25 protein-coding genes are annotated in these 24,776 nt (G+C 71.1%); 11 read left to right on the top strand and 14 right to left on the bottom strand.

The window, feature by feature from the left end:
- Nucleotides 1–27 precede the first annotated feature (27 nt).
- The 4 genes from ACQEWB_RS44410 to ACQEWB_RS44395 all read left to right on the top strand — a co-directional run bounded on the left by ACQEWB_RS44410 (nt 28) and on the right by ACQEWB_RS44395 (nt 1,975).
- Nucleotides 28–162 (top strand): hypothetical protein, encoded by a 135-nt coding sequence (locus ACQEWB_RS44410; RefSeq protein WP_432841654.1) that lies wholly within the window; start codon nt 28–30, stop codon nt 160–162.
- A 154-nt stretch (nt 163–316) separates the two neighbouring features.
- Nucleotides 317–454 carry a hypothetical protein gene (locus ACQEWB_RS44405; RefSeq protein ID WP_432841652.1) on the top strand — a complete coding sequence of 46 codons (138 nt, stop codon included), beginning with the start codon at nt 317–319 and terminating at the stop codon, nt 452–454.
- Nucleotides 455–471: 17 nt separating this feature from the next.
- Nucleotides 472–1,236, top strand: coding sequence for a DUF4239 domain-containing protein (locus ACQEWB_RS44400; protein WP_432841650.1), 765 nt, complete (start codon nt 472–474; stop codon nt 1,234–1,236).
- A 199-nt stretch (nt 1,237–1,435) separates the two neighbouring features.
- Entirely contained in the window at nt 1,436–1,975 is a 540-nt protein-coding gene (locus ACQEWB_RS44395; protein WP_432841648.1) for a hypothetical protein, read from the top strand.
- Between the two features lie 103 nt (nt 1,976–2,078).
- On the opposite strand, the gene ACQEWB_RS44390 is transcribed toward ACQEWB_RS44395, so the two are convergent.
- On the bottom strand, nt 2,079–2,567 hold the full coding sequence (locus ACQEWB_RS44390; RefSeq protein WP_432841646.1) for a hypothetical protein: 489 nt from the start codon (nt 2,565–2,567) through the stop codon (nt 2,079–2,081).
- A gap of 331 nt (nt 2,568–2,898) precedes the next feature.
- On the opposite strand from ACQEWB_RS44390, the gene ACQEWB_RS44385 reads away from it, so the two are divergent.
- Nucleotides 2,899–3,558, top strand: coding sequence for a class F sortase (locus ACQEWB_RS44385; protein ID WP_432841644.1), 660 nt, complete (start codon nt 2,899–2,901; stop codon nt 3,556–3,558).
- 37 nt (nt 3,559–3,595) lie between these two features.
- On the opposite strand, the gene ACQEWB_RS44380 is transcribed toward ACQEWB_RS44385, so the two are convergent.
- A complete protein-coding gene (locus ACQEWB_RS44380) occupies nt 3,596–4,435 on the bottom strand; it encodes a polysaccharide deacetylase family protein (RefSeq protein WP_432841642.1) in 840 nt (279 codons plus the stop codon).
- Between the two features lie 216 nt (nt 4,436–4,651).
- Nucleotides 4,652–7,930, bottom strand: a complete 3,279-nt coding sequence (gene lysX, locus ACQEWB_RS44375; RefSeq protein ID WP_432841640.1) for a bifunctional lysylphosphatidylglycerol synthetase/lysine--tRNA ligase LysX — start codon at nt 7,928–7,930, stop codon at nt 4,652–4,654.
- A gap of 89 nt (nt 7,931–8,019) precedes the next feature.
- Here lysX and ACQEWB_RS44370 point away from each other — a divergent pair, with 89 nt between their 5' ends.
- Complete coding sequence (locus tag ACQEWB_RS44370) at nt 8,020–8,481, top strand: universal stress protein (protein WP_432841638.1); 462 nt, start codon at nt 8,020–8,022, stop codon at nt 8,479–8,481.
- Here ACQEWB_RS44370 and ACQEWB_RS44365 read toward each other — a convergent pair.
- Nucleotides 8,465–9,541, bottom strand: coding sequence for a 2-oxoglutarate and iron-dependent oxygenase domain-containing protein (locus tag ACQEWB_RS44365; protein ID WP_432841636.1), 1,077 nt, complete (start codon nt 9,539–9,541; stop codon nt 8,465–8,467). The genes ACQEWB_RS44370 and ACQEWB_RS44365 overlap by 17 nt on opposite strands.
- A gap of 202 nt (nt 9,542–9,743) precedes the next feature.
- Nucleotides 9,744–10,562 (bottom strand): alpha/beta fold hydrolase, encoded by an 819-nt coding sequence (locus ACQEWB_RS44360; protein WP_432841634.1) that lies wholly within the window; start codon nt 10,560–10,562, stop codon nt 9,744–9,746.
- 72 nt (nt 10,563–10,634) lie between these two features.
- On the opposite strand from ACQEWB_RS44360, the gene ACQEWB_RS44355 reads away from it, so the two are divergent.
- Entirely contained in the window at nt 10,635–11,114 is a 480-nt protein-coding gene (locus ACQEWB_RS44355; protein ID WP_432841632.1) for a MarR family winged helix-turn-helix transcriptional regulator, read from the top strand.
- A 20-nt stretch (nt 11,115–11,134) separates the two neighbouring features.
- On the opposite strand, the gene ACQEWB_RS44350 is transcribed toward ACQEWB_RS44355, so the two are convergent.
- The gene (locus ACQEWB_RS44350) at nt 11,135–12,280 is read right to left on the bottom strand and encodes a CapA family protein (RefSeq protein WP_432841630.1); all 1,146 of its coding nucleotides are present in this window, start codon (nt 12,278–12,280) and stop codon (nt 11,135–11,137) included.
- A gap of 233 nt (nt 12,281–12,513) precedes the next feature.
- Between ACQEWB_RS44350 and ACQEWB_RS44345 the strand changes: the two genes are divergently transcribed.
- The 3 genes from ACQEWB_RS44345 (at nt 12,514) to ACQEWB_RS44335 (ending at nt 14,546) form a co-directional block, all read left to right on the top strand.
- Nucleotides 12,514–13,059 (top strand): sigma-70 family RNA polymerase sigma factor, encoded by a 546-nt coding sequence (locus ACQEWB_RS44345; RefSeq protein WP_432841628.1) that lies wholly within the window; start codon nt 12,514–12,516, stop codon nt 13,057–13,059.
- Nucleotides 13,060–13,216: 157 nt separating this feature from the next.
- Nucleotides 13,217–13,732, top strand: a complete 516-nt coding sequence (locus ACQEWB_RS44340; protein WP_432841626.1) for a hypothetical protein — start codon at nt 13,217–13,219, stop codon at nt 13,730–13,732.
- Nucleotides 13,733–13,883: 151 nt separating this feature from the next.
- Nucleotides 13,884–14,546: a zf-HC2 domain-containing protein gene (locus ACQEWB_RS44335; protein ID WP_432841624.1), complete on the top strand. Its 663-nt coding sequence runs from the start codon at nt 13,884–13,886 to the stop codon at nt 14,544–14,546.
- An 8-nt stretch (nt 14,547–14,554) separates the two neighbouring features.
- Here the strand turns inward: ACQEWB_RS44335 and ACQEWB_RS44330 are convergent, their stop codons facing one another.
- The 3 genes from ACQEWB_RS44330 to ACQEWB_RS44320 all read right to left on the bottom strand — a co-directional run bounded on the left by ACQEWB_RS44330 (nt 14,555) and on the right by ACQEWB_RS44320 (nt 18,801).
- Complete coding sequence (locus ACQEWB_RS44330; protein ID WP_432841622.1) at nt 14,555–15,418, bottom strand: Fpg/Nei family DNA glycosylase; 864 nt, start codon at nt 15,416–15,418, stop codon at nt 14,555–14,557.
- Between the two features lie 41 nt (nt 15,419–15,459).
- Complete coding sequence (locus tag ACQEWB_RS44325; protein WP_432841620.1) at nt 15,460–17,547, bottom strand: SpoIIE family protein phosphatase; 2,088 nt, start codon at nt 17,545–17,547, stop codon at nt 15,460–15,462.
- 75 nt (nt 17,548–17,622) lie between these two features.
- The gene (locus tag ACQEWB_RS44320) at nt 17,623–18,801 is read right to left on the bottom strand and encodes a DUF6777 domain-containing protein (protein ID WP_432841618.1); all 1,179 of its coding nucleotides are present in this window, start codon (nt 18,799–18,801) and stop codon (nt 17,623–17,625) included.
- A 135-nt stretch (nt 18,802–18,936) separates the two neighbouring features.
- Between ACQEWB_RS44320 and ACQEWB_RS44315 the strand changes: the two genes are divergently transcribed.
- A complete protein-coding gene (locus ACQEWB_RS44315; protein WP_432841616.1) occupies nt 18,937–20,358 on the top strand; it encodes a lipase maturation factor family protein in 1,422 nt (473 codons plus the stop codon).
- Here ACQEWB_RS44315 and ACQEWB_RS44310 read toward each other — a convergent pair.
- Genes ACQEWB_RS44310 through ACQEWB_RS44290 form a run of 5 tightly spaced genes read right to left on the bottom strand, consistent with a single transcriptional unit; the run spans nt 20,346 to nt 24,556 of the window.
- Nucleotides 20,346–21,182 carry an amidohydrolase family protein gene (locus ACQEWB_RS44310; RefSeq protein WP_432841614.1) on the bottom strand — a complete coding sequence of 279 codons (837 nt, stop codon included), beginning with the start codon at nt 21,180–21,182 and terminating at the stop codon, nt 20,346–20,348. The genes ACQEWB_RS44315 and ACQEWB_RS44310 overlap by 13 nt on opposite strands.
- Nucleotides 21,179–21,493 carry an L-rhamnose mutarotase gene (locus tag ACQEWB_RS44305; protein ID WP_432841612.1) on the bottom strand — a complete coding sequence of 105 codons (315 nt, stop codon included), beginning with the start codon at nt 21,491–21,493 and terminating at the stop codon, nt 21,179–21,181. Before ACQEWB_RS44305 ends, ACQEWB_RS44310 begins: the two co-directional genes overlap by 4 nt.
- Nucleotides 21,490–22,458 (bottom strand): aldo/keto reductase, encoded by a 969-nt coding sequence (locus ACQEWB_RS44300; protein WP_432841610.1) that lies wholly within the window; start codon nt 22,456–22,458, stop codon nt 21,490–21,492. Before ACQEWB_RS44300 ends, ACQEWB_RS44305 begins: the two co-directional genes overlap by 4 nt.
- Nucleotides 22,455–23,210 (bottom strand): SDR family NAD(P)-dependent oxidoreductase, encoded by a 756-nt coding sequence (locus ACQEWB_RS44295; protein WP_432841608.1) that lies wholly within the window; start codon nt 23,208–23,210, stop codon nt 22,455–22,457. Before ACQEWB_RS44295 ends, ACQEWB_RS44300 begins: the two co-directional genes overlap by 4 nt.
- Nucleotides 23,207–24,556 carry an L-fuconate dehydratase gene (locus ACQEWB_RS44290; RefSeq protein WP_432841606.1) on the bottom strand — a complete coding sequence of 450 codons (1,350 nt, stop codon included), beginning with the start codon at nt 24,554–24,556 and terminating at the stop codon, nt 23,207–23,209. Before ACQEWB_RS44290 ends, ACQEWB_RS44295 begins: the two co-directional genes overlap by 4 nt.
- Between the last annotated feature and the right edge of the window lie 220 nt (nt 24,557–24,776).

The raw sequence follows: 24,776 nt of genomic DNA, 5'->3' as shown, positions 1-24,776 counted from the left end.
CGGCCCCGCCTGGCCGACACCTCCGGCATGCCCGAAACCAACGCCCACGCCGACACCCACCCCCACACCGCCCCCGCCTTGCCCGAGCCCGACGCCGACGCCCACTCCGCCACCGCCGAAGCCGAAGCCCACCCCGACCCCCACGCCGAAACCGACACCTAAGCCCACCCCCAAACCCGACCCGCCACCGCCTCCCCCACCCTCACCGCGACCCGCGGCCCCGCAGCCGCGCCCGACTCCCCCACCGACCCCGACACTCCCGCCGCCCGCCACCCCGAAGCCGTCGGCCAAGCCCACCCCGACCCCGCGCCCGACCGTGACCCCCGTCAGCTATCCGCGCTACCGGGCTCCCGCCCCCGGCAGCCCCACCCACAACGCCACCTCGCCCCTCACCTTCGTCCTGCTCATCACCGCGCCCGCCGCGATCGCCGTCGTCGCGCTCCGTCCGCGCTGACCCTCTGGAGGCATCTCTTGCCGGAATGGCTTGTTCTCACCCTCGCGATGCTGGCCGCCTGCGCGGTGGTGGTGATCATCACCGTGGTACGGCACCGCTCCGCCCCGGACGACGAGGACACCAGCGAGACCCCGGACGTCATCGAGTACATGACGATGTGGATCGGTGTCGTGTACGCCATCGTCCTCGGCCTGGCCATCGCCGGTGTGTGGGAGGGCCGCAGCGCCGCCCAGGACCACGTCCAGGCGGAGGCGGCCGCGCTGCACGAGATCTCCGAGCGGGTACGGGTCTATCCGCCCGACGCCCGTGACCGCATTCGGGACGATGTCAACGCCTATGTCGGACAAGTCGTCAACACGGAGTGGAAGGTCATGGCCGACCACGGCAGGCTCACCGTGCGCGGCGACGAGCTCTTCGACCGCATCCGCCGGGACGTCACCGACTACGAGCCCAAGACGGACTTCGAGGCGCAGGCCTACCAGCCGCTCGTCGACCAGGTGACCGCGGCGAACCAGGCCCGCGCCGCCCGGGCCGACTCGATGGGCGCGACCATGCCGGGCGTGGTGTGGTTCGGACTGCTGGGCGGGGGCGTGGTCACCATCGGCATGATCTTCGCGCTGCAGATCCGGCGCACCCTGCGCGAACTGGCCCTCGCCGGGCTCTTCTCCGCGCTGATCGCCTTCCTGCTCTTCCTCATCTGGGACTTCGACGCACCTTATTCACGCGGCATCACGGCCTCCGCGGAACCCTTCCTGAACCTCTTCCCGCACATCGGGGCCTGACAGGCCCTCATCTGACGGGCCACCGGGAGACGGGCGCCACTCCGCCGCCGTCCCCTGGGTGGCCCACACTCTTGCCCCATTCGCCCGACTGCGATCGCGCAGGCGCACACATGTTCCTAGCGTTTCGGTCATCGAGGTGCATTTATGGCGCAAGCGGAAAAGGTCCGCAGCTGCTCCTCGGGGACCCGGAGGATTCACCATGCGCGCGATACGCGTCGCTTCGGCCGCACTGCTGGGGGCCTGCGCCCTCACCTTTTCCGCGCCGGCCGCCGTGGCCGGCAACATCACGCCGTTCGGCTTCAGCGTCCTGCCCTCGACCATCGCGGCGGGCGGCCAGGTCACGCTTCAGCTCAACCGGGACGGCGGCTGCAAGGGGCCGGCGACGGTCACCTCCGGGGTGTTCGACACGGTCACCATTCCCACGGGACAGTCGTCGAGGACGGCGATGGTCGACTGGGACGCCAAGCCGGGCGCGGTGTACCAGGTGACGTTCACGTGTGACGGCGTGAGCGGGTCCACGGATCTGACGATCGCCGGGGGCCGCCCGGTGGGCCCCACGCCGGTGCCGATCAATCCGGTCGTTCCGGTCAACCCCAACCGGGGTGTGCACGCCGGTGAGGGCGGCAGCATCGCCGGGTTCGACCTCAAGGAGATCGGACTCGGGGCGGCGCTCATCGCGGGCTCGGTCGGTGCGGCGTACCACTTCTCGCGCCGCCGTACCGGCGAGGGCGGTGCCTGACGGAGCAAAGGCCTTGGCCCCGGGAACCTGACGAGGTTCCCGGGGCCAAGGCCTTTTGACGTGCGATCCGCTCTCCGAAGGGGTGAAGGCCGGATCAGGTGGGTCAGATGCGCTTCTCTGACCGCCGGCGCATCCAGAACAGTCCGCCGCCGACCACGGCCGCGGCCACGAGACCGCCACCGATGGCCATGTCGGTCGGCGTGGCCCCGCTGGTGCTGCTGCCGCCGAGACCGCCGCGGACGCCGCCGATGACGGTGAATGCGGCCGGGTTCGTCACGGAGCCGTTCTGGCACATGACGGTGATGCTGTGCGAGCCCTGACGCGCGTTCCGGTGAACCGTCGCGGTGCCGGTGGCCAGGTTGTTGACGCCCGAGGTGAGCGTGGTCGTCGGGAACGCGTCCGAGCTCGCGGTGGCGGTGCCGGTGCAGTTGTTGACCGTGATGGTCAGCTGTCCGCCGCGGGCGATGACGCTGGGCAGGGCGACGACGTTGCTCGGGGTCAGGTTCATGCCGTCCGCGACGGCCGCCGGGGCGGCGGCTGCGAGGACGGCGACCGCGGCGGCTGAGGCCGCCAGGGCACGAGTGGTACGCATGTGATCCTCCGCGGAAGACGCCCCGGGGCCCGTCCCCGGCATGTCGGCGAGAAAGCGCCTCCCAGAAAGACCCTCAGTTGCCGTGCACGCGCCCGCATTTCGGCGATGGTCCGTCCTGGTGAGAGGACACGCCGAAGGACGACCGCACAATCGGATATCGCCGCAGGTCACGGACCGTCAGAAAATTCCTGTGAGCGGCAACTCGGATGGCGCACCAAAGGAGTCGGGGCCACCCGTTCGCTGCTGTCCCGTCGCCGGTTTCGCGCTGCGCATTTAGCGTTCACGTATGCGCGAATGACGTGGCGACGGCCATGTCGAGAGGGGAAAGCGAATGTCTGCGTTCGAGCTGGCCGAAGAGGAGGAGCCGCAGCCGAAGAAGCGTGCTCCTTGGGGCGTGATAGCGCTTGTTCTGCTGACCGGCCTCGCGCTCATTCGGAACGGTTCGGGGGAATTCGACGTGGGTCCGCCGCAGCCCGCCTCGGCGGCCGCGGCGGACGGCCGGGTCCCGAGCACCTTCGCGAAGGCCCAGGCGCTGCCGTTCTCGCAGCCCGACCGGGTGCGGATCCCGGCGATCCGGGTGGACGCGCCGGTGCTGCCGGTGGGCCTGGACGCAGACGGCTGGGTCGGGGCGCCGCCGCCGGAGGACCCGAACCTGGCCGGCTGGTTCACCGGCGCGGTCTCGCCCGGCGAGAAGGGCACCGCGGTCGTGGTGGGCCATGTGGACAACATGAGGGGCCCCGCCGTGTTCTACGGACTCGGGGCCCTCAAGAAGGGAAATCGCGTCGACATCGCCCGCAAGGACGGAAAGACGGCCGTGTTCGAGATCTACGGCATCGAGGTCTTCGCCAAGAACGACTTCCCCGGCGACCGTGTCTACGGCTCGAAAGGCACCCCGGAATTGCGGGTCATCACGTGCGGGGGCGGTTTCTCCAAGCAGCATGGTTACGACGGGAATGTCGTCGTGTTCGCCCGCCTGGTCGAGGTCCGCTGAGCGTCTGGGCGGTCCCCGACCGGGCGGGCGGAATCGGTTACGTGTAACGCCGTCTCGGCACGGTCATGTGATAGCCGGAGTCCAGCAGCTGCGGCAGATAGTCCTTCAGCGCCCGGACACTCTGGGAGCGGTCGCCCCCGGCGTCGTGCGAGAGCACCACGACGCCGGGGGCGGCGCCGTCCTCGACCCGGTCGACGATGGTCCGCGTCCCCGGGGTGGTCCAGTCGAGGGTGTCGACCGTCCAGGCGAGGGGCTCCATGCCCAGTTCGGCGCCGAGTTGGAAGGCGGCGCGGTTCCAGGCGCCGTAGGGAGCCCGGAACCAGGACGGCCGCTCCCCGTAGGCGTCCTCGATGACGTCGCTGGTGCGCTCCATCTCGGAGCGGATCCTGGAGCGGGTCAGGCGGGTCAGCAGCGGGTGGGACCAGGTGTGGTTGCCGACGACATGCCCCTCGTCGGCCATCCGGCCCAGCAGGTCCCGGTTCCAGTCGGCCTGCTCCCCGCACACGAAGAACGTGGCCTTGACGTCGTACTCCGCAAGGGTGTCCAGGATGTGCGGGGTGTAGCGGGGATCGGGGCCGTCGTCGAAGGTCAGCACCATGGTGCGACCGCGGCCGGACATCCGCAGGAAGGGCTCGTGCCGTACGACGAGCCGGCCGGGTGCGGAGTGCGGCGGGCCGTATCCGGTCAGGGGCTGGAGCCGATAGGCGGAGGGCTTGAGCGCGGGACGCGCCTGAGGTCCGGCGGCGGGCACGGCACGGGGCACGGCGCCCTCGTCACCCCCGACCGACGCGAACACCGCGGCGCTACCGGCCGCACCCAAAACACCGGCGCCGGCGGTCAACACCCGGCGCCGCGTGAACAACTGATCCTTCTTCATGACTCATCAGTCGCCCGAGGAGAGCCCGACGCACCCCAGCAACACCGGAGCGGCGGCAGGAAAACACCCACACGGCCCAGCCGAACCGGGGGCCGGACGGGCATCTGTTCGCTTTCGCCGGGCCGAGGTTCCGAAGCTCAGCGGCTCGCCAGTGCACGACGGGATGGTCCGTAAGCGGGTCCCGGAGACCGGCGAGGACCGGGGCGCTGCGGCCCGTCAGCGGCGGCGGACCAGTGGGAAGGGAAGAGTTTCCCGGATCGTCCGGCCGGTGAGGAACATGACCAGGCGGTCCACGCCGATGCCCAGGCCTCCGGTGGGTGGCATCGCGTATTCGAGGGCGTCCAGGAAGTCCTCGTCCAGTTCCATCGCCTCGGGGTCGCCGCCGGCGGCGAGGAGGGACTGGGCGGTGAGGCGGCGGCGTTGTTCGACGGGATCGGTCAGCTCCGAGTAGGCGGTGCCCAGCTCGGTGCCGAAGGCGACCAGGTCCCAGCGTTCGGCGAGGCGTGGGTCCGTGCGGTGCTGGCGGGTGAGCGGGGAGACGTCGGTCGGGAAGTCCTTGTAGAAGGTGGGGAGTTGGGTCCTCTCCTCGACCAGGCGTTCGTACATTTCGAGGACCACGTCGCCTCGGCCGTCGTCCGCCGTGTAGGGGACGCCCGCTCGGTCGCACAGGCGGCGGAGGCCTTGCAAGGGCGTGTCCGCGTCGACCTCCTCCCCCAGCGCCTCCGAGATGGCGCCGTAGACCGTCTTCACCGGCCACGCACCCGAGATGTCGTACTCCTTGCCGTCCTTGCGTGCGACGGATGTGCCGAAGGCGGCGGTGGCCGCGCCCTGGATGAGTTCGCGGGTGAGGTCGAGCATGACGTCGTAGTCGGCGAAGGCCTGGTACGCCTCCAGCATCGTGAACTCGGGGTTGTGCTTGTAGGAGACGCCCTCATTGCGGAAGGTGCGGCCCATCTCGAAGACCTTCTCCAGGCCGCCGACACAGAGTCGCTTGAGGTACAGCTCGGGGGCGATGCGCAGGTAGAGGTCGAGGTCGTAGGCGTTGATGTGGGTGGTGAAGGGGCGGGCGTTGGCGCCGCCGTGGATCTGCTGGAGCATCGGGGTCTCGACCTCGAGGTAGCCGCGCTCCAACAAGCCCTGGCGCAGGGCCTGTACGGCGGTGGAGCGGGCGCGGATCACCTCGCGGGCGTCGGGGCTGGAGACCAGGTCGAGGTAGCGCATCCGGACCTTGGCCTCGGGGTCGGCGAGGCCACGGCGCTTGTCGGGCAGCGGGCGCAGGCACTTGCCGATCAGCTGCCAGGAGGTGACGAAGACGGTCGGTTCGCCCTGGTCGCTCGTGCCCGAACGGCCCGTGGCGGTGATGTGGTCGCCGATGTCGACGTCGGCGGTGAAGCAGTCGAGGGCGGGGCCGGAGTCCGCGCGGGTGAGGGCGAGTTGGCGGTCGCCGGACCAGTCGCGCAGGACCGCGAAGACGATGCCGCCGAAGTCGCGGACCAGCATCACCCGGCCCGCGACGGTGACTTCGGCGCCCTGTGGGACCTCGGCGAGGGCGTGGGTGCGGGCGGGGATGCCGACCGGGTACGGGTCGGTGCCGTCGGCGCGCAGCCGGTCGAGCTTGTGGTGCCGGATGCGGACCTGTTCGGGCAGGCCGGAGAGGGGATCGCCGGGCCCGGCCTCGTCCCCTCCCTCGAGGCCGAGCGCCGACAGCGACGGCAGGCCCTCGGTGGTCGCGGGCCTGGACGCGCCCTTCGGGTGCCCCTTTCCCCAGAGTTTGCGCAGCGACGGTACGGAAACGAAACCTTCGGCGATCCCGGAGGCCAGGCCGATCCGGGCGAGGGCGCCGGTGTCGCCGTAGCAGATGAAGCGGGGGTACCACTCGGGCTGGTACTTGGCGTTGGAGCGGTACAGGGCCTCCAGTTGCCACCAGCGGGAGAAGAAGAGCAGCAGGCGGCGCCAGAGGCGGAGCACCGGCCCTGCGCCGATGCGGGCGCCCTCCTCGAAGACCGAGCGGAAGACGGCGAAGTTCAGCGAGATCCTGCGCACTCCCAACTTCGGGGCGGCGGCACAGAGTTCGGCGACCATGAACTCCATGACGCCGTTGGGGGCGCTGCGGTCACGGCGCATCAGGTCGAGGGAGACGCCGTCGCGACCCCAGGGGACGAAGGAGAGGAGCGCGAGGAGGCGGCCGTCCTCGCTCAGCGCTTCCACGAGGAGACAGTCGCCGTCGGCCGGGTCGCCGAGGCGGTCCAGGGCCATGGAGAAGCCGCGTTCGGTCTCGGTGTCGCGCCAGGCGTCGGCCTTGTCGACGACCTCCTCCATCTCCTCGTCGGTGAGGGTGTCGTGGCGGCGGATGCGGGTGGTGGCGCCGGTACGGCGGACGCGGTGCACGGCCTGCCGGGTGACCCGCATGTCTCGGCCGTCGAGGTCGAAGTCGCCGACGTTCAGGATCGCCTCGTCGCCGAGCTGAAGGGCGCCGAGGCCGGCCCGGGCGAAGGCCTTGGCGCCGTCCTCGGAGGCGCCCATCGCGGCCGGCGCCCAGGCGTGCCGGCGGGCCACGTCCTGCCAGGCGGCGATGGCGTGCGGCCAGGCCTCCCGGTCACCGACGGGGTCGCCGCTGGCGAGGCAGACGCCGGCCTCCACGCGGTAGGTGACGGCGGCCTTGCCACTGGGCGAGAAGACGACGGCCTTGTCGCGGCGGGTGGCGAAGTAGCCGAGGGAGTCCTGGTCGCCGTATGCCCTGAGGAGGGCGCGGATGCGGGACTCCTCGTCGCCGTGCAGGGCGGCTTCCATGCGCTGTGAACGGAACATCGTGGCGGCCGCGTTGAGCAGGGCGAGGGCGCCGAAGAGGCCGAGGAGGAAGAAGAGGGCGCGGGGCGGGCGGCCGTCGAAGGACTGGCCGGAGACCAGGCCGCCCAGGACCCGGTTGGCGGCCCAGCCGAGGCGCTGGCCGTGCGGCAGCGTGCCGGGGAACAGCTCGACCAGGCCCCAGCCGGCCAGGATGCCGAGGGCGAGGCCGACGAAGAGGACCAGGAGGGCGCGGCGGACGGCGCCGCGGCGGGAGGCGGCGTAGAACTCCCCGCGGGCGACGATCAGCAGGCCTAGCGCAAGGCCGCAGACGACGAGGGAAGGGAGGGAGGCCGCGTAGAGGCCGAGGGCCACGCCCAGGGCGTCGGTGAGGACCAGCAGGCCGAGGTAGACGACAACCAGCCACCAGGCGATCTTCTTGCGGGCGGCGGTGGCGGCGGCCAGCAGGAAGAGGAAGACGGCGTAGGCGAGGTTGGCGCTGACCGGGACGATGAGCAGGTCCAGGAAGCGGACGACCGGGCGGAGCAGTCGGCGCAGCGGCGGGATGAAGGCCAGCAGGACGCAGAGGATACCGAGGGCGCCGAAGAAGGCGGCGAACACCTCCGGCACCCTGTTCAGACGGCCGCCGCCGGGCGGCCGTGTCGGACCCGCCGTGTCCCCGGGCGGGGCAGCGGCCGCGGTGGCACTCATGTTCCGACTGTAGGAAGCCCTCGGCCGCCGCGCCCGTCGAGCGGCCCCGCCCGGCGTCGGGACCTGCGGTTTCCGATAGCCTCACAGCCGTGACGGAACAGCACTCGCACCAGTTCGAGCGGGGTACGGACGGTCCCAAGGTCATCGTGGTCGGAGTGGACGGCTCCGACACCTCGATGCGCGCCGCTGCATATGCCGCTGGCCTGGCCCGACGGCAGCACGCGCTGCTCGCCGTGGTCTACGTCCAGCCGGTGATGGCGGCGGGCGCGGCCATGGGGGCACCGGTGGCGGAGACCACGGACGAGATCGCCGAGGACCTCAAGACGTACATCCGCGACGCGACCGAGCGACTGAAGGGCATATTCGAGGTGCGCTGGGAGTTCCACACCTTCCGCGGCGACCCCTACAGCGGTCTGGTGAAGGCGGCGGACGAACTCAAGGCGGACGCGGTGGTGGTGGGCGCCTCGGAGCAGGCCGGCCACCGGATCGTGGGCTCGGTGGCGGTACGGCTGGTGAAGGCGGGGCGCTGGCCGGTCACGGTCGTGCCGTAGAGCCGCCCCGCAGCGCCTCCTCGCGCAGACGGGCGAGGACCTTCAGGCCGCCCTCCTCGTCCATCCTTCGTGTCGTGACGCGGTCGGGGTAGCACCTGCGGAACATGGACGTGAAGTGGGTGCCGTAGTGGATGTGCTCGGCGGGGTCGGTCGCGGCCAGGGGGCGGGCCACGGCGTTGAAGGCCGGTTCGTGGAAGTAGGCGAGGGTGTAGCGCTCGCGGGCGGCCAGGCGGACCTTGTGCGGGGTGGAGAGCAGGGCGCCGCCGGTCATGAACTGCATGATGTCGCCGGGGAAGACCGTGAAGACGGACGGGACCGGGGCGACGTAGGTCCAGGGTTCTTCGTCTTCGTAGCGGCCGGCCATGGACTCGCCGGGGAGCCAGTTGCGGCCGCGTTCCTCGCCGGGGACGGGCGGGCGGATGTAGAGGCCGCCGACGTCGTCCTGGGCGGCGATGACGAGCAGGCCGTAGTCGGTGTGGGCGCCGATGCCTCGTTCGGAGGTGGCGTCGGCGGGCGGGAAGCGCAGGACGCGCATGTGGTGCCAACCGTCGGCGGTGAGACGGGTGAAGTGGTCGGGGTCGGTCAACCCGAGGCCCAACGCGGCGAGTTGGAGCAGTCGATGGCCCAACTCGCCGACGGTGGTCATGTAGTCCGTCATCGCGTCGGCGTAGTCGGCCGACGGCCAGGGCGTGGGGCCGTGGCAGGGCCAGTGGTCGATGACGCGGGGGTCGTCGGCGGGTATGTCGGGGCAGACGGTGAAGATCTCCGAGCCGTCCTTCTCCCCCGCGGTCTCCTCCTCCCCGGAAGCCACGTAGCCGCTGTAGGTGAGGTCGGAGACATGCGCGGCCTTCTCCCTCAACGGCCTGGCGCAGAAGGCGCGGGAGGCCGCCAACGCCCGTTCCGTGGCCGCCTGTTGGGCGGGAGTGGCGTGGATCTGGAAGATGCCGTCCGACTGCCAGGCCGAGACGAGTGCCTCGCCGAGGGGGCGGTCGGTGCGGGTGACGGCGGACGGTAACCGGAAGGTCCGCAGGGGTGTCAGGGTTGGTTTGTCACTGTTCATTCGAGGTACTCCCCGAGCGATGTGAGTGGTTGCACGTCAAACTACCCGCCACCGCCCGTTCCTGAACAGCGATTCAGTTCATGTGGCAGCGCCACCTATGCGTGACGCCTTCCGACACCGGGCCCCCGGGCAGGTGAGGGGATTCTCCGCCGCGAACCCACCGAGCACATCGGAGGGGGTACCGGGGGTCGCCGGCGGGGAGTCAGAGGCCGCGAAGGAAGTCCAGCAGGAGCGCGTTGAACTCCTCGGGCCTCTCCAGGTTCGGGTAGTGCGAGGTGCCCTCCACGGTCACCGAGCGCCCGTTCCGGGCGGTGCGGGCGTAGCGTTCCGCGTCGGCGATCAGGTCGGGCGAGTCGAGCGAGCCGTTGATCGTGAGCACCGGGACGTCGATCTTCGGTACGCGGGCCCAGGTGTCGGTCATCGGCACGTGCCAGTCGCGCTCGCCCGGCGTGTGCTTGGCGATGGTGTGCAGGGCCATCTCGCGCAACCGGTCGAGGAGGGCGGGGTCGACGTCGCCGGCCGAGCGGAACGGGCCGGCGACGCCCCGCAGGAACACCTCGAGCCAGCCCTCGACGTCTCCGGAGTGGAGAGTGCGGAGGGAGTCCGCCACGACCTGCTGGGTCGCCTCGTAGGTGTACTTGAAGTCGCTGGCCGAGGCACCGCTGAGGACGATCCCCCGGACCAGTTCCGGATACTCGATCGCCGTGTCGCCGGCGACGGCCCCGCCCATCGACACTCCGGCCAGGACCGCCGGGCCCGCGTCGAGGTGCTGGAGCAGGCCCGCGAGGTCGTCGGCCCAGCGGAAGGGCTCGCTCGCGTTGGCGGACCAGCCGTGGCCGCGGATGTCGGCCGCGATCACGCGGTACCCGGCCTCGACGAGCGCGGGCGTCTGGTCGTCGAATACGCGGTGGTCGACGTAGCCGGAGTGGAGGAGGACGACGAGGTCACCCGCGCCGCTGTCGCGGTAGGCGAGTTCGCCGTCGGTGGACGCGTAGAAGCTCAGTTCGGAAGCAACCTTCATGACAACCAAGGTGTCATCTCTGCGGAGCTTTGACAACCCGGTTGTCATGATGAGCCGGTGCATGATGTCCGGGTGAACGACAACGACGCCCCGCTCTCCCCCGACGAACTGGGCCACCGCGTCTCCGAGGTGTTCGACCTGATCGGTGCGCTCTACCGCCGCGGCCTGCGCAAGATCGAGCAGGGCGAACAGGTCGAGGGGGTCTCCGTCGGCGTTCGCTCGGTGCTGGTCCTGCTGCGCCGGTACGGGTCCATGACGGTGCCCCAGATGGGCCGGATCATGGCGCTGACCCGGCAGTTCGTACAGCGGATGGTCAACGACGCGGTGGCCGAGGGCTGGGTCGAGGCCACGCCCAACCCGGCCCACCAGCGGTCCTCGCTGATCCGGATCACGAAGTCCGGCGAGGCGATGATCGACACGATCCTGGAGCGCGAGCACGCCCTGAACCGGGAGGTCGGCGGCGATCTCACCGACGCCGAACTCCAGGCGTGCGTAAGGGTGTTGAAGCAGATGCTGAAGACCTTCGACCACGTGGACGTGGACGTGGACTGAGGGCCGGCCGCGCCCGGGGTCTACTCCCCCATCACCAGCCCGTCCTTCGCCGCACCCCGGCTGAGCACGACGTCCCGGATGCGGTCGCGTACGCCCTGCACGTCGGCGCCCTGCTTGAGCGCCTGGTTGAGGTCGACCACCCGGCCCGCGTCGATGTCGAAGAGCTGCGGGATGAACTCGGCCCTTGTCACCTCCCAGCGCCCGCCCTGCCTGGCCGGCGGCGCGAAGGTGAAGCGGCCGATGGTGGACTGGTTGCCGCGCGGGTCCTGGACGCCCTCGTGGTTGTACATCTCGCCGGCGATCTGGTCGCCCATGCCGTAGACGACCCAGGTGCCGTTGACCTTCTCGTACGCCTGCGGGATGTGGGCGTGGGTACCGAGGACGAGGTCGATGTCGGGGCGGCCACCGGTGCGCGAGGCGGTGAGCACGCGGGCGAGGGCGAGCTGCATCTCGTCGGGCGCGTCCTGCCACTCGGTGCCCCAGTGCAGGGAGACCACGACCACGTCGGCACCGGCCTGCCGGGCGGCCCGGGCATCGGCGATGACCCGGTTCTGGTCGATGAGGTTGACGGCCCAGGGCTCGCCCGCCGGGAGCGGGAAGCCGTTCGTGTCGTAGGTGTACGCGAGATGGGCCACCTTCGCCGGGCCCGCACGCAGGATCGTCACGGTGCGCGACTCGGCCTCGGTGCGGGCCGAACCGGCGTGCCGTACGCCCGCACGGTCGAGGGCGTCGAGGGTGCGGCGGATACCCTCGGGGCCGTCGTCGAGGGTGTGGTTGGAGGCGGTGGAGCAGCCGTCGTAGCCGGTGGCGGCGAGACCCTGGGCCACCTCGGGCGGGGACTTGAAGGTGGGGTAGCCGGAGTAGTCGCCGTTCGCCCCGTAGACGGTCTCCATGTGACACAGCGCCAGATCGGCGCGGGAGACGACGGGCTTGACGCCGGCGAGCATCGGCCGGAAGTCGTAGCCGGTGCCGCCCGCGTCGAACCGCGCGCGGTCGATGATCGAGCTGTGCGGGAGTACGTCACCGGAGGCGACGAGCGTGAACCCGCGGGCGGGCGCCGGGGCCGGAGCGCCGGTCACCTTGTCGTGGTGCTGCGCCTGGCAGGCGGCGCCCCCGGCGAGGAGGGCCGTCAGGGCCAGGGCAACCTGCTGTCTGCGTGCAATCATCAGCTCACCCCACTGTGGTCATATTTACTGACAAACGGTACGAACAGGGGTGGGTCAATCCGCGGCTCCGGCGCGCCGATTAGCCCGTCCGGTGCGCACGAAGGGGACGCCCCGGGCGGTCACCGCGAGTGTCCGGACCGTTCGTCGAACCGTTCGTCGACGCGATCGACCGTCCGCCGCAGATCCCCGTACGGGCCCTGTCCCAAAAGAGCCCCCTGCGATGCCATACGCCCATGACGGCCGGAACCACCCTCACGAACCAGGCGACCGCCGAGCACGAGCTCGCCGCACTTCAGCGGGAGCACGGCCGGCCCCTCTTCGCGCTCCTCCTCCGGCTCTGTGACGGCGACCGGCAACGCGCCGAGGACCTCGTGCAGGAGACCCTCGTCCGCGCCTGGCAGCATCCCGAGGCGCTGCGCGCCGACGACTTCGAGTCCGTACGGCCGTGGCTCATGACCGTGGGGCGGCGGCTCGCCATCGACGCGCGCCGGGCCCGGCAGGCGCGGCCGGCCGAGGTCGGGGACGCGATCCTGGAGAACGCGCGGGTCATCGCCGACCACGCCGAACGGGCCGCCGCCGCCCTCGATGTGCGCGAGGCTGTGAAGACACTCACTCCGGAGCACCGTGAAGTCCTGGTGCTCGTGTACTTCCAGGGGGCGAGTGTTGCGGAGGCCGCGGAGGCCCTCGGCATCCCTCCCGGTACCGTGAAGTCCCGCGCGTTCTACGCGCTGCGCGCCCTGCGCCGGGTGCTTCCCGGATATGCGGCCGACCTGCGGTGAAACCAACGGATCAGTCAAACCTCCGTAAAGCGCCTTGCTGAGGACCCCGGTTGAGTAATCGGCTGTCCTCATCCGTGTTCCGGACTGGGGGCTCGGGGCCTCCAGAACGGGGCCCGGAGTCGGGCGACGCGCACGCACCGGAGGAAGGCAGGAAGGGATGCTGCACAGAGGTCAAGAGAGCACGGACGGCACCGGCGGCGGTGAACTGGTCGTCCCGATGGCCTGGTTGTACGCCGAGTACATCGCCGACGAGCTGCTGCGGACGGGCGATCTCATGCCGCCGACGTCCATGGAGTTCCGCGCCGGGCGCGATGCCCTCGCGCTGACCGTCTTCCTCTCGGACACGGACGGCGAGCTCTCCGGCATCCGGGTGGTCTCGCAGTTGGAGACCTGGCTGTCCCTCACCGCTTACGACCAGCCTTGGCAGGACTGGGTGCGCGAGCGGATGGCGGACCTCGCGGCCGAGGCGGTCCAATCCGGCGCCCCCGCGCCCGACTTGGATCTGGCCGCGGCGGCCTGGCGCTGGCTGGAGGAGACCGAGCTGCTCGCGCCCGACCTGAACGCGGTGCCGGGCGGCGGAGCCGGGATCGGCGAGGACGAGGGTCCGAAGGTGTGGACGAAGGCGTGGCAGCTCGGTCTGCCGCTCGGGCATCTCGCGATCCACCTTTTTTAGATTCGTTTCGATCCGGACCAATCCGTGGGCCGAGCCGCTACGAATCCCTTGGTTACGATTCTGTGTGTGCCTTGAGTGATTCAGCGGTCGGGTGCGTACCGGTGGGAGCAAGGAGTAACCCAACCCGCACCCAACGGCACGAGGATTCGGCATGAGGTCCCAGGAGAGGCATCGCGACGTCGCCGCGTACGCGCTCGGCGTGCTGGACGAGGCGGACGCCTTCCGCTTCGAGGACCACCTGATGGAGTGCGCACGCTGTTCCGCGCACGTGACCGAGTTCGGTCCCGTCACCCGGCAACTGATGCTCTATCACCGGGCGACGCCGCGGTTCGTGCATCCCATGGCGAAGCCCGGGCCGCAGTTGCTGGAGCGGCTGATGGCCGCGGTGGCGGCGCGGCACCGGGTCGGCCGGCGCAAGGTTCTGTTCGGCCTGGCCGCGTCGGTGGCGGTCGCCGTGGCGGGGCCCGGGATCGCGATGATGGCGGGCGGCGGCGGTGACGGCGGCGGGAACGCCGTACGGCTCACCGCGACGGACGCCACCTCGGGCGTGTGGGCCCGGGTGACGACCCAGGACGAGGACTCCGGCAGCCAGGTGGAGTTGGAGGTCAAGGACGGCGCAGGCCCGCGCTCCTGCCGCCTGGTCGCGGTCGGCCGCGACGGCTCCGAACAGATCCTCACCAGCTGGACCGTGCCGAGTCACGACGCACACGCGATCACCATGCAGGGCAGCTCGGCGATGCACATGAGCGAGATCGCCCGGTACGAGGTGCGGACGGCCAACGGGGAGCACCTGGTGACGCTGCAGGCGCACTAGAGGCACCGTCACTTCAGCAGCCGGGACATCCTTCTGTCCGCCAACGGCTTGCCGCCCGTCTGGCACGTCGGGCAGTACTGGAGCGACGAGTCGCTGAAGGAGACCTCGCGGATGGTGTCGCCGCAGACCGGGCAGGGCTCGCCGGTGCGGCCGTGGACGCGCAGGCCGCTCTTCTTCTCGGCCTTGAGGCGGCCGGCCGCGACTCCGCGGGAGCGTTCCACCGCCTCCGTCAGGGTCGTGCGCAGCGCCTCGTAGAGGCGGGTCGTCTCCTCCGGGGTGAGGGACGCGGCGAGTTTGAACGGGGACATCTTCGCGGCGTGCAGGATCTCGTCGCTGTACGCGTTGCCGACGCCGGCGATGAGGCTCTGGTCGCGCAGGGCGCCCTTGATCTGACGTCTCTCGGAGGCGATGAGGGCGGCGAACGCCTGCTCGTCGAAGTCGTCCGCGAGAGGGTCGGGGCCGAGGCGGGCCAGGCCCGGGACGTCCTGGGGATCGTGGACGACGTACACCGCGAGGCGTTTCTGCGTACCGGCCTCCGTGAGGTCGAAGCCCTGGCCGGTCTCCAGCGCGACGCGCAGGGCGAGGGGGCCCTTGCCGGGGCGGGGCGGGCCGTCGGGGAGTCTGTCCTTCCAGTGCAGCCAGCCGGCGCGGGCCAGGTGGGTCACGAAGTGCGGGCCGCCCTCGGTGGCGAGGTCGAGGAACTTGCCGTACCGGCGCACGGCGGTGACCTCGCGGCCCTCGACGGCGGACAGCGGAGGGTCGTACGTCTTCAGCACGCTGATCGTGACGGGCAGCACCCGCACGATCTCGTGGCCGACCAGGTTCTCGGTCAGGAAGTCCTTGAGCGCTTCCACCTCGGGCAGTTCCGGCATACGTCCAGAGTGCCATCCGGCACCGACAGCGCCTCGTGGGTTCAGTCGTGCCCCGGCACCATGAACTCGCACCACACGCACTTGCCGCCGCCCCGCGCCTCCACGCCCCAGACGTCGGTGAGCAGGTCGACCAGCATCAGGCCGCGGCCTGAGACGCCCTGCTCGCCCGCCTCACGGCGGCGGGGCAGGGCGCTGGAGGAGTCCTCGACCTCGACGCGCAGCCGGCGTTCGCTGCCGGTGAGGACTCTGAGGGTGACGATCGCGGCGCCCTCGGTGTGCATCAGGGCGTTGGTGATCAGCTCGTCGGCGACGAGTTCGACCTCGTCGGCGCGGTCCTTGGCGCCCCAGGCGCGGACCGCGGCCCGGATCATGTGCCGGGCCTGGGTGAGGGCCTCGGGGTCGCCCGGTGCCACGTGCTGCTGAAGCCGGCCGCCGGACTTCGGGGTGTCGAGGCCGCGGCGGCGCAGCAGGAGCAGGGCCACGTCGTCGTCCCCGCCGCGCTCCTCGGCGACGTCGATGAGGCAGTCCGCGAGGTCGCGTACGTCGTCGGGGCCGGTGGCGACGAGGGCGGTGAGGGTCCGCATGCCGTCGTCGAGGTCGGCGCCGGGCTGTTCGACCAGACCGTCGGTGCACAGGAGCAGGGTGTGGCCGGGGTCGAGTTCGATGGTGCCGACCGGGTATTCGAGGCTGCCGAACTCCGCGGACAGGCCGAGCGGCAGCCCGCCCTCGACGGAGACGCGTCGGCTGCTGCCGTCGACGGCACGGATCAGCGGGTCGATATGCCCTGCCCGGACCACCTGGACCACGCCGGTGGACAGGTCTGCCTCGGCGTACAGGCAGGTCGCGAAGCGGTCGGTGTCGAGTTCGTGGAGGAAGACGGAGGCCCGGGCCATCACGGTGGCGGGGGTGTGGCCCTCGGCGGCGTACGCGCGCAGCACGATGCGCAGCTGCCCCATGACGGCGGCCGCGTGGGTGTCGTGGCCCTGCACGTCGCCGATGACGGCGCCGACCCGGCCGCCGGGCAGCGGGATCAGGTCGTACCAGTCGCCGCCGATGTCCCGGCCGAGGGAGCCCGCGGCGGTGCCGGCGCGGTAGCGGACGGCGACATCGGCGCCGCGCACGCTGGGGATGGTGCGCGGCAGCATGGCCTGCTGGAGCCCGGTGGCGAGGTCCTTCTCCTGCTCGTAGAACATGGCGCGCTGGATGCTCTGCGCGATGCTGCTGCCGAGGGCGACCAGGACGTTGCGGTCCTCCGGCGAGAAGCCCTGGCGGTCGCTGTAGAGCAGGCCCATGGCGCCGATCGGGCGGGCCTGGACGATCAGCGGGAGGTAGGCGGCCGAGGTGATGTTGAGGTCGGTGATGTGCGGCCACAGCACGGGGAAGCCCTCGGCGAACTCCTCCGGCGACTCGATGAAGCGCGGGCTGAGGGTGCGGACGACCTCGCTCATCGGGTAGGGCTCGTCGATCCGGGTGACCAGGGTGCCGGGGACGAAGCTGCCCTCGGGACCCTCGGCGATCAGCCGGATCCGGCCGGCCTCGACCAGGCCCATGACCAGGCTGGTCGCGCCGAGGTGGGTGAGGCCGTGGGTGTCCTTGAGGACGTCGATGACGTCCTGGACGGTCCGGGCGTGCGCGAGGGCGGCCGTGGTGAGCTGGACGACGTTGGTCTGCTCGCGCCGAGCCGCGTCCTGGGCGGCCTGCTCGTGCCGGGCCGCGCTCTCGTCGAGCTCCTGGGTGGCGTCCCGGACGATGCCGATGATCCTGCGCGGGCGGCCGGTCTCGTCGCGCCGGATGTAGCCCTGGGTGTGGGTCCAGCGCAGGCTGCCGTCGCGGCGGCGGATGCGGAAGTAGGCGCCGTAGTTCTCGCTGCCGTCCTTCATGGCCTGGGCGACCAGGGCGTCGAGCCGGTAGGCCTCGGCGCGCGGGACCCGGATCGCGAGGGTCTCGGGGTGGTCGTCGTACTCCTCGGGGCGCAGGTCGAAGACCTCGTGGGCCTGGGCGTCCATGTGGAACAGGCCGGTGTCCAGGTCCCAGTCGAAGCTGCCCATCTGGTTGAGCGCCAGGATCGGGTCCGGGTGGGCGGGCCAGTCTTCCGGGAGTGACAGGGCGCTCGCTCCCCGATCAGCCATGGGGCCACCTTGCCAGGGTTTGCCCGATTCTTCGACCGGGACGACAGGATGGTTCACCGTGGTTCCGGTACGCGGTCAGCCGTCGAACACGTCGGTGGGGCTGTCGAAGATGCTGCCCGTGTCGTCGGGGATCAGCCCGCCGCCGTCGGGGACGTCGGGGGTGTCCGGCACGGTCTGCGGGCCGATCTCGTCCGACGGTGACTGCGGCTGCCCGGGGACCGTGGTCCTGGGACTCGGGGTAACGGACGTGGGCGGGCCGGTCGGGGGCGTCGCGGTCACCGTCGCCGTCGGGCAGTCGGTGGGTTCGACGGTCGGCTCCTCCGTCTGTACGTCGTCGGTGGCGCCCGGTGTGACGGTCACGGTCGGCGTGACGCAATCGGTGGGCGACCCGGACGGGGAGGAGCTCTCCTCGTCGCTCGGAGAGGCGCTGCTCCGACCGGGCGACGCGCTCGCACTGGACGAGCTCGGCGCAAGGCTGGTGGAGGGGGTCACCGGGAGTGGCGGCGGCACGACGTGGTCGTGGTGCACGTCATGGCCGATGGGCCGCTCGATCCAGGTGTTGTTCACGATGTCGATGATCGTGATGTTGGTGATCACCTGGGGTGCCGGGGTCACCACGATCACCTGGGTGGGCCGGTAGCCGGTCCAGGGGCGGCCGTTGGTGCCGTGGCCGCCCTGTTGCGCCACGGCCGGTTTCAGCGGGTTGCCGCAGGCGCAGCGGACCCGGGGCACACCGCGGTTGTCGACGAGGACGGCGGTGCCGGCCTGGAGGACGGACTGGAAGCCGGTCGCCCGTCCGCCGCGGAAGCCGTGGTTGGTGACGCGGGTGTCGGCGCGCAGCGCGACCGGGGCGAGACCGCGCAGATACGACGGGATCGAGGCCGTGGAGACGCCCTCGACCTGCGCGAAGGCGCGGGCCCTGGCCTGGTCGGAGGTCAGCTGGTCGATCTGGCGGTTCACGTCGCAGCTGCCGACGCGTTCGGTACCGCCGTAGAGGCCCGGGGTACTGCCCGAGATCGACCGGATGCCCTGGGACGGCCCGGTCGGTTGCCGCGTCCGGGTGACCGGGGGTGGAGTGGCCGTCGAGGTGGCCGTGGACCTGGTGAAGGGGTCCGGGCCCTGTGCCGCGACCGGCTGGAGGAAGACCTCTCCGCCCGACTTCGTGTCCTTGCCGCCGTCGCCGCCGCAGCCGGCGACGAGGAGCGCCGCCGAGAGCGCACAGGCGGTGGCGAGGGTTTTGGTGACTGTCCGCACCTCGTCCTCCTGCCTCACTTCAGGCAATGCGTCACCATTGTCTGCTTCACTCACTTGGGTTACGCAAGCCGAGCAGGGTTACACGCAGAGTGACATAGAGTTCCGGCGCGACAATGGAGCGAGGAGCGCACGGCCGTGGACTGGTTCATCGCACCCGGGTACTGGACGAGCCGGCTGGTCTTCCAGCGGGCTCTGGCCGGCGTGTACCTCGTGGCGTTCCTGACGGCGGTGCTCCAGTTCCGAGCACTGATGGGCGAGCGCGGGATGCTGCCCGTCCCCCGCTTCGTCGAGCGGGTGCCTTTCAGGCGGGCCCCGAGCCTCTTCCAACTCCACTACTCCGACCGCTTCTTCGCGGCCTGCTGCTGGACGGGCTGCGCGGTCTCGGCGGCGCTGCTCGCCGGGCTGGACTCCCGACTCCCGCTCTGGGCCGGGATGTCGCTGTGGCTGGCCCCCTGGGTGCTGTACCTGTCGATCGTCAACGTCGGCCAGACCTGGTACGCGTTCGGCTGGGAGTCCCTGCTCCTGGAGGTCGGTTTCCTCGCCGTGTTCCTGGGCAACGACGAGGTGGCGCCGCCGGTCGTCGTGCTGTTCCTGCTGCGCTGGATCCTCTTCCGCGTCGAGTTCGGCGCGGGTCTGATCAAGATGCGGGGCGACGCGTGCTGGCGGAAGTTGACATGCCTTGAGTACCACCACGAGACGCAGCCGATGCCGGGCCCGCTGAGCTGGTTCTTCCACCACCTTCCCCGGCCGCTGCACCGGGCGGAGGTGGCCGCCAACCACGTCACCCAACTCGTCGTCCCCGTCCTCCTGTTCACCCCGCAGCCGGTGGCGACGGCCGCCGCGTCCCTGATGATCGTCACCCAGCTGTGGCTGGTCCTGTCGGGCAACTTCTCCTGGCTGAACTGGATCACCATCGTGCTGGCGGTCTCGGCGCTGGCCCTCCCGACGGACGCGCGGTCCGTCCCCGACACCCCTCTCTGGTACGAGGTCGTGGTCCTGGCGGTCGCCGCGCTCCTCCTCGGCCTCAGTTACCACCCGGTCCGCAACATGCTCTCCCGTCGCCAGGTCATGAACCGTTCCTTCGACCCGCTCCATCTGGTCAACACCTACGGGGCGTTCGGCAGCGTCAGCCGGATCCGCTACGAGGTGGTGATCGAGGGCACCGCCGACACGGTGGCGCACGAGGACTCGGAGTGGCGCGAGTACGAGTTCAAGGGCAAGCCGGGCGACCCGGGGCGCTGGCCGCGCCAGTTCGCCCCGTACCACCTCCGCCTGGACTGGCTGATGTGGTTCGCGGCCCTCTCCCCCTCCTACGCGGGCCCCTGGTTCGGCGCCCTGGTGGAACGCCTCCTGGAGAACGACCGCGACACCCTGCGACTCCTCCGCCGCTCCCCGTTCCCACCCGACACCCCGCCCCACTTCATCCGCGCACGCCTCTTCCGCTACCGGTACACGAGCTGGCGCGAGCTCCGGGAGACGGGGGCGTGCTGGGAGCGGACGTATGTGCGGGAGTATCTGCCGCCCACACGGTTGGCGGGAGTGGCTCAGAGGTCGTAGACGCGGGTGGCGGTGGTCTCGAAGAGCCGCGCGTGCTCGGCCGGGCTGAGACCGCCCGTCAACTCCCTTGTCGTGGCGAGCACTTCGGCGTACGCGGCCCGCTCCGTGCACACCGGCCAGTCCGAGCCGAACATCAGGCGGTCGGGGCCGAAGGTCTCCAAGGCCGTCTCCGTGTAGGGGCGGAGGTCGTCCGGCGTCCAGGAAGCGGCGTCGGCCTCCGTGACCAGGCCGGAGAGTTTGGCGACCGTGTTGGGGAGGGCGGCGAGGGTGCGGAGGTCGGAGGACCAGGGGGCGAGGGCGCCGGAGGCGATGGGGGGTTTGCCCAAGTGGTCCAGGACGAAGGTCAGTTGGGGCAGGGACGCGGCCGCCTTCGCGCAGGACGGGAGTTGGTGGGGCAGGACGACCAGGTCGTAGACCAGGCCTGCTGCGGCGACCGCCGTGAGGCCCCGGTGGACGTCCGGGCGGAGCAGCCAGTCCGGGTCGGGTTCGCCCTGGACCTGGTGGCGGATGCCCTTGAGGTGGGTGCCGCCGGGGAGTTCGCGCAGGCGGGAGAGTTCGTCGGCGATGTCCGGGCGGGTGAGGTCGGTCCAGCCGACCACGCCGGCGATCAGGTCATGGGTGGCGGCGAGGGACAGGAACTCCGGGGTCTCCTCCGGGACCGTGATCGTCTGGACCAGGACCGTGCGGTCGACTCCGGAGGCGCGGGCCTCCGGTTCGAGGTCGGCGACGGTGAAGTCGCGGCGGAGCGGGCTGTGTTCGGGGATCCAGTCCTGGTCCCGGACCGAGAGGTCCCAGACGTGGTGGTGGGCGTCCACGAGGGTCATGGCAGCTCCCAGACCACGGGCAGGCCCGCGTCCGCGCCCTCGCCGGAGTAGTCGTGCACCACGTCGAGGAGTTCGGCCATGCGGGTCTGCCAGGCGATGTTGACCGGGAGTCTCTCCAACTCCGCGAGCAGGCGCGCGTAGTCCTCGCACTCCAGGACGTGGAAGAGGTCGGTGCCGCTGCGCCAGATGGTCCAGGAGGAGGCGCCGGCCGCCCGGATCGCGTCCGTGAGCTCCTTGGGGACCTCGCGGTGGGCGGCCTCGTACTCGGCGACGCGGTCCGCGCGGACCTTGGTGTGCAGGGCGACTCTCATGACGGCTCCTCGGCGGCGAGGAGTCCGGTGTCCCGCAGTTCCTGCCAGAAGGCCGCGGGCACCGGGGTCTCGAACTGGTCGGCACAGTCCCGGACTTCGGCCGCCGTGCGGGCGCCCACCAGGACGCTCGCCACCGCCGGGTGGGCCGCGCAGAACGCCAGGGCGGCGGCCCGCAGGGTGATGCCGTGCCGCTCGGCGACCGCCTTCATCGCCAACGCGCGGTCCAGCAACTCCCTTGAAGCCGCAGCATAGTTGTAGGTCGCCCCCGGCTTCGGGTCCGCCAGCAGGCCGGAGTTGAAGGCGCCGCCGATCACCACCGACACGCCCCGCGCGACGGCGGCGGGCAGCAGTTCGGTCAGGGCGCTCTGGTCGAGCAGGGTGTACCGCCCGGCGCACAGCACCACGTCGACGTCGGTGTCGCGGACGAAGCGGGTGAGCATCTCCGCCTGGTTCATCCCCGCGCCGATCGCGCCGACGACACCCTCCGAGCGTAGTTTCTCCAGCGCCGGATAACCCTCGTGGAAGGCCTGTTCGGCATGGTGGTCGGGGTCGTGGAGGTAGACGACGTCCACCCGGTCGAGGCCGAGCCGTTCCAGGCCGGCGTCCAAGGTGCGTCGTACACCGTCGGCGCTGAAGTCCCAGACGCGGTGCTGCGTGGCGGGGACCGCGAAGCCGTTCGCCAGGTCGTCGCCTCCGCCGGTCCAGGGCTCCAGACGGCGGCCGACCTTCGTGGAGACCGTGAACTCCGAGCGTGGAAAGGCTCGAAGGGCTTCGCCGAGACGCCGTTCGGAGAGCCCGAGGCCGTAGTGCGGAGCCGTGTCGAAGTAGCGGATGCCGCGGTCCCAGGCGGCGGTGACCGCCTCGTGGGCCTGTTCGTCGCTCACTTCGGTGTAGAGGTTGCCGATCACCGCCGCGCCGAAAGCCAGGCCGCTGACCTGGACGCCGCTTCCGCCGAGCGTGCTCACTGGCCCACCGGCCTGAGGCGCAGCCCCTGCATGCCCCCGTCGACGGCGAGGGAGGTGCCGGTGGTGGCGCCGGACAACGGGCTCGCCAAGTAGGCGACGGCGCCAGCGACTTCGGCCGCGCTGACCAGACGACCGGAGGGCTGGCGGGCCTCCAGGGCAGCGCGTTCGGCGGCGGGGTCGGGGGCCTTGTCGAGCAGGCGGCCGATCCACGGGGTGTCCGCCGTACCGGGGTTGACGCAGTTGACGCGGATGCCCTCGCGGACGTGGTCGGCGGCCATGGCGAGGGTCAGCGAGTACACCGCACCCTTCGTCGCGCTGTACAGGGCGCGTTGCGGAAGGCCTGCCGTGGCGGCGATGGAGCAGGTGTTGACGATGGCCGCGAACCGCGACTCGCGCAGGTGCGGAAGGGCGGCGCGGGCCGTGCGAACCATGCCGAAGAGGTTGACGTCGAAGACACGCTGCCACTCGGCGTCGTCGTTGTCCTCGACGGTCCCCTGGGCGCCGATGCCCGCGTTGTTGACCAGTACGTCGAGGCCGCCGAGCTCGGCGACCGCGGCCGCCACCGCCTCCCGTACGGACGCGTCGTCCGTGACGTCGGCGCGGAAGCCGAGCAGCGGCTTCTCGACCGAGGACGGGTCGAGGTCGAGGACGGCGACCTGGGCGCCGCGGGCGGCGAGGAGTTCGGCCGTGGCCCGTCCGATGCCGGAGGCTCCGCCGGTCACCAGGGCCTTCAGCCCCTGGAAGTCGGTCATGCCGCCCGTCCCTTCTTCTCGTCGAGGTCGGCGGCCCAGAAGGTGCCGCCGGGAAAGGTGTACCGCTCGATGGACTCCGGTCGCATGGCGGCCGAGAAGCCCGGCGCGGTGGGTGCCGTGTAGTGACCCTCGCGGATCACCACGGGATCCAGGAAGTGGTCGTGCAGATGGTCGACGTACTCGATGACGCGGTCCTCGGTGGTGCCGGAGACCGCCACGTAGTCGAACATCGAGAGGTGCTGGACGAGTTCGCACAGGCCGACGCCGCCGGCGTGCGGGCAGACCGGGACGCCGAACTTGGCGGCGAGCAGGATGATCGCGAGGTTCTCGTTGACGCCGCCGACGCGGGCCGCGTCGATCTGGACGACGTCGAGGGCGCCGGCCTGGAGGAGCTGCTTGAAGACGATGCGGTTCTGGACGTGCTCGCCGGTGGCGACCTTGACCGGGGCGACGGCCTCGCGGATCGCGGCGTGGCCGAGGACGTCGTCGGGGCTGGTGGGCTCCTCGATCCAGTACGGGTCGAACTCGGCGAGGGCCTTGGTCCAGCGGACGGCCTCGGCGACGTCCCAGCGCTGGTTGGCGTCGATCGCCATGCGGATGTCCGGGCCGATGACCGAGCGGGCGACGCGGCAGCGGCGGATGTCGTCGTCGAGGTCGGCGCCGACCTTGAGCTTGATCTGCCGGAAGCCGTCGGAGACGGCCTGGGCGGCGAGCCGGGTGAGCTTCTCGTCGCTGTAGCCGAGCCAGCCGGCGGAGGTGGTGTAGCCGGGGTAGCCGCGCTCCAGCAGGCGTTCGGTGCGCTCGGCCGCCCCCTCCCTGCCTCGGCGCAGAATGTCCAGCGCCTCTTCGGGGGTGAGGGCGTCCGTGAGGTACCGGAAGTCGATCTGGGCGACCAGCCACTCGGGGTCGGCCTCGGCGAGCAGCCGCCACAGGGGCTTGTCGGCGCGCTTGGCGGCGAGGTCCCACACGGCGTTGATCACCGCCCCGATCGCCATGTGCATCACGCCCTTCTCGGGCCCGAGCCAGCGCAGTTGGCTGTCGCCGATGAGGTCCTGGTAGAGCGCCCCCGGGTTCGCGCACACCTCGTCCACGTCCCGTCCCACCACATGGTGGCGCAGCGCGTGGATCGCGGCGACCTGGACCTCGTTGCCCCGCCCGATGGTGAAGGTGAAGCCGTGTCCCTCCGGGCCGTCCGCGCCCTCTTCGCCGTCCGTGCGCAGCACCACGTACGCGGCCGAGTAGTCGGGGTCCGGATTCATCGCGTCGGAGCCGTCGAGCTCGCGCGAGGTGGGGAAACGGATGTCGTAGGTGTCGACCGCGGTGATGCGGGCGGGGGTCGGGGACACGGAGGGCCTTTCGGTCGGGGGCAGGTCAGGCAGGGGCAAGGGGGTGTCTCGTGGGTCGGACCGGGACCGCGGGCCCTGGCACGCGCATCTGCGGCGTTGTCGTCGGTTGCCGACGCTCCGCGTCGACGCCCTCCTCCGCCTTGCAGCTGCACGCACCAGACCCCGCTCACGGGTGTCTGCCGAGCACCGCACATCGAAGTCGGCCCAACCCACGAGACAC

It is taken from the genome of Streptomyces sp. CA-249302, assembly GCF_050936785.1.
Lineage (GTDB): Bacteria > Actinomycetota > Actinomycetes > Streptomycetales > Streptomycetaceae > Streptomyces.
Note: the sequence above shows the minus strand (reverse complement) of the source record. Positions and strands in the feature narration are given on the sequence as shown.

Coding starts and splice junctions, on each gene's coding strand:
- ACQEWB_RS44385 (WP_432841644.1), top strand. CDS start 2,899: ATGTCTGCGTTCGAGCTGGCCGAAGAGGAGGAGCCGCAGCCGAAGAAG.
- ACQEWB_RS44410 (WP_432841654.1), top strand. CDS start 28: ATGCCCGAAACCAACGCCCACGCCGACACCCACCCCCACACCGCCCCC.
- ACQEWB_RS44345 (WP_432841628.1), top strand. CDS start 12,514: ATGACGGCCGGAACCACCCTCACGAACCAGGCGACCGCCGAGCACGAG.
- ACQEWB_RS44360 (WP_432841634.1), bottom strand. CDS start 10,562: ATGAAGGTTGCTTCCGAACTGAGCTTCTACGCGTCCACCGACGGCGAA.
- ACQEWB_RS44295 (WP_432841608.1), bottom strand. CDS start 23,210: ATGACCGACTTCCAGGGGCTGAAGGCCCTGGTGACCGGCGGAGCCTCC.
- ACQEWB_RS44325 (WP_432841620.1), bottom strand. CDS start 17,547: ATGGCTGATCGGGGAGCGAGCGCCCTGTCACTCCCGGAAGACTGGCCC.
- ACQEWB_RS44350 (WP_432841630.1), bottom strand. CDS start 12,280: ATGATTGCACGCAGACAGCAGGTTGCCCTGGCCCTGACGGCCCTCCTC.
- ACQEWB_RS44335 (WP_432841624.1), top strand. CDS start 13,884: ATGAGGTCCCAGGAGAGGCATCGCGACGTCGCCGCGTACGCGCTCGGC.
- lysX (WP_432841640.1), bottom strand. CDS start 7,930: ATGAGTGCCACCGCGGCCGCTGCCCCGCCCGGGGACACGGCGGGTCCG.
- ACQEWB_RS44305 (WP_432841612.1), bottom strand. CDS start 21,493: ATGAGAGTCGCCCTGCACACCAAGGTCCGCGCGGACCGCGTCGCCGAG.
- ACQEWB_RS44395 (WP_432841648.1), top strand. CDS start 1,436: ATGCGCGCGATACGCGTCGCTTCGGCCGCACTGCTGGGGGCCTGCGCC.
- ACQEWB_RS44310 (WP_432841614.1), bottom strand. CDS start 21,182: ATGACCCTCGTGGACGCCCACCACCACGTCTGGGACCTCTCGGTCCGG.
- ACQEWB_RS44330 (WP_432841622.1), bottom strand. CDS start 15,418: ATGCCGGAACTGCCCGAGGTGGAAGCGCTCAAGGACTTCCTGACCGAG.
- ACQEWB_RS44365 (WP_432841636.1), bottom strand. CDS start 9,541: ATGAACAGTGACAAACCAACCCTGACACCCCTGCGGACCTTCCGGTTA.
- ACQEWB_RS44340 (WP_432841626.1), top strand. CDS start 13,217: ATGCTGCACAGAGGTCAAGAGAGCACGGACGGCACCGGCGGCGGTGAA.
- ACQEWB_RS44390 (WP_432841646.1), bottom strand. CDS start 2,567: ATGCGTACCACTCGTGCCCTGGCGGCCTCAGCCGCCGCGGTCGCCGTC.
- ACQEWB_RS44380 (WP_432841642.1), bottom strand. CDS start 4,435: ATGAAGAAGGATCAGTTGTTCACGCGGCGCCGGGTGTTGACCGCCGGC.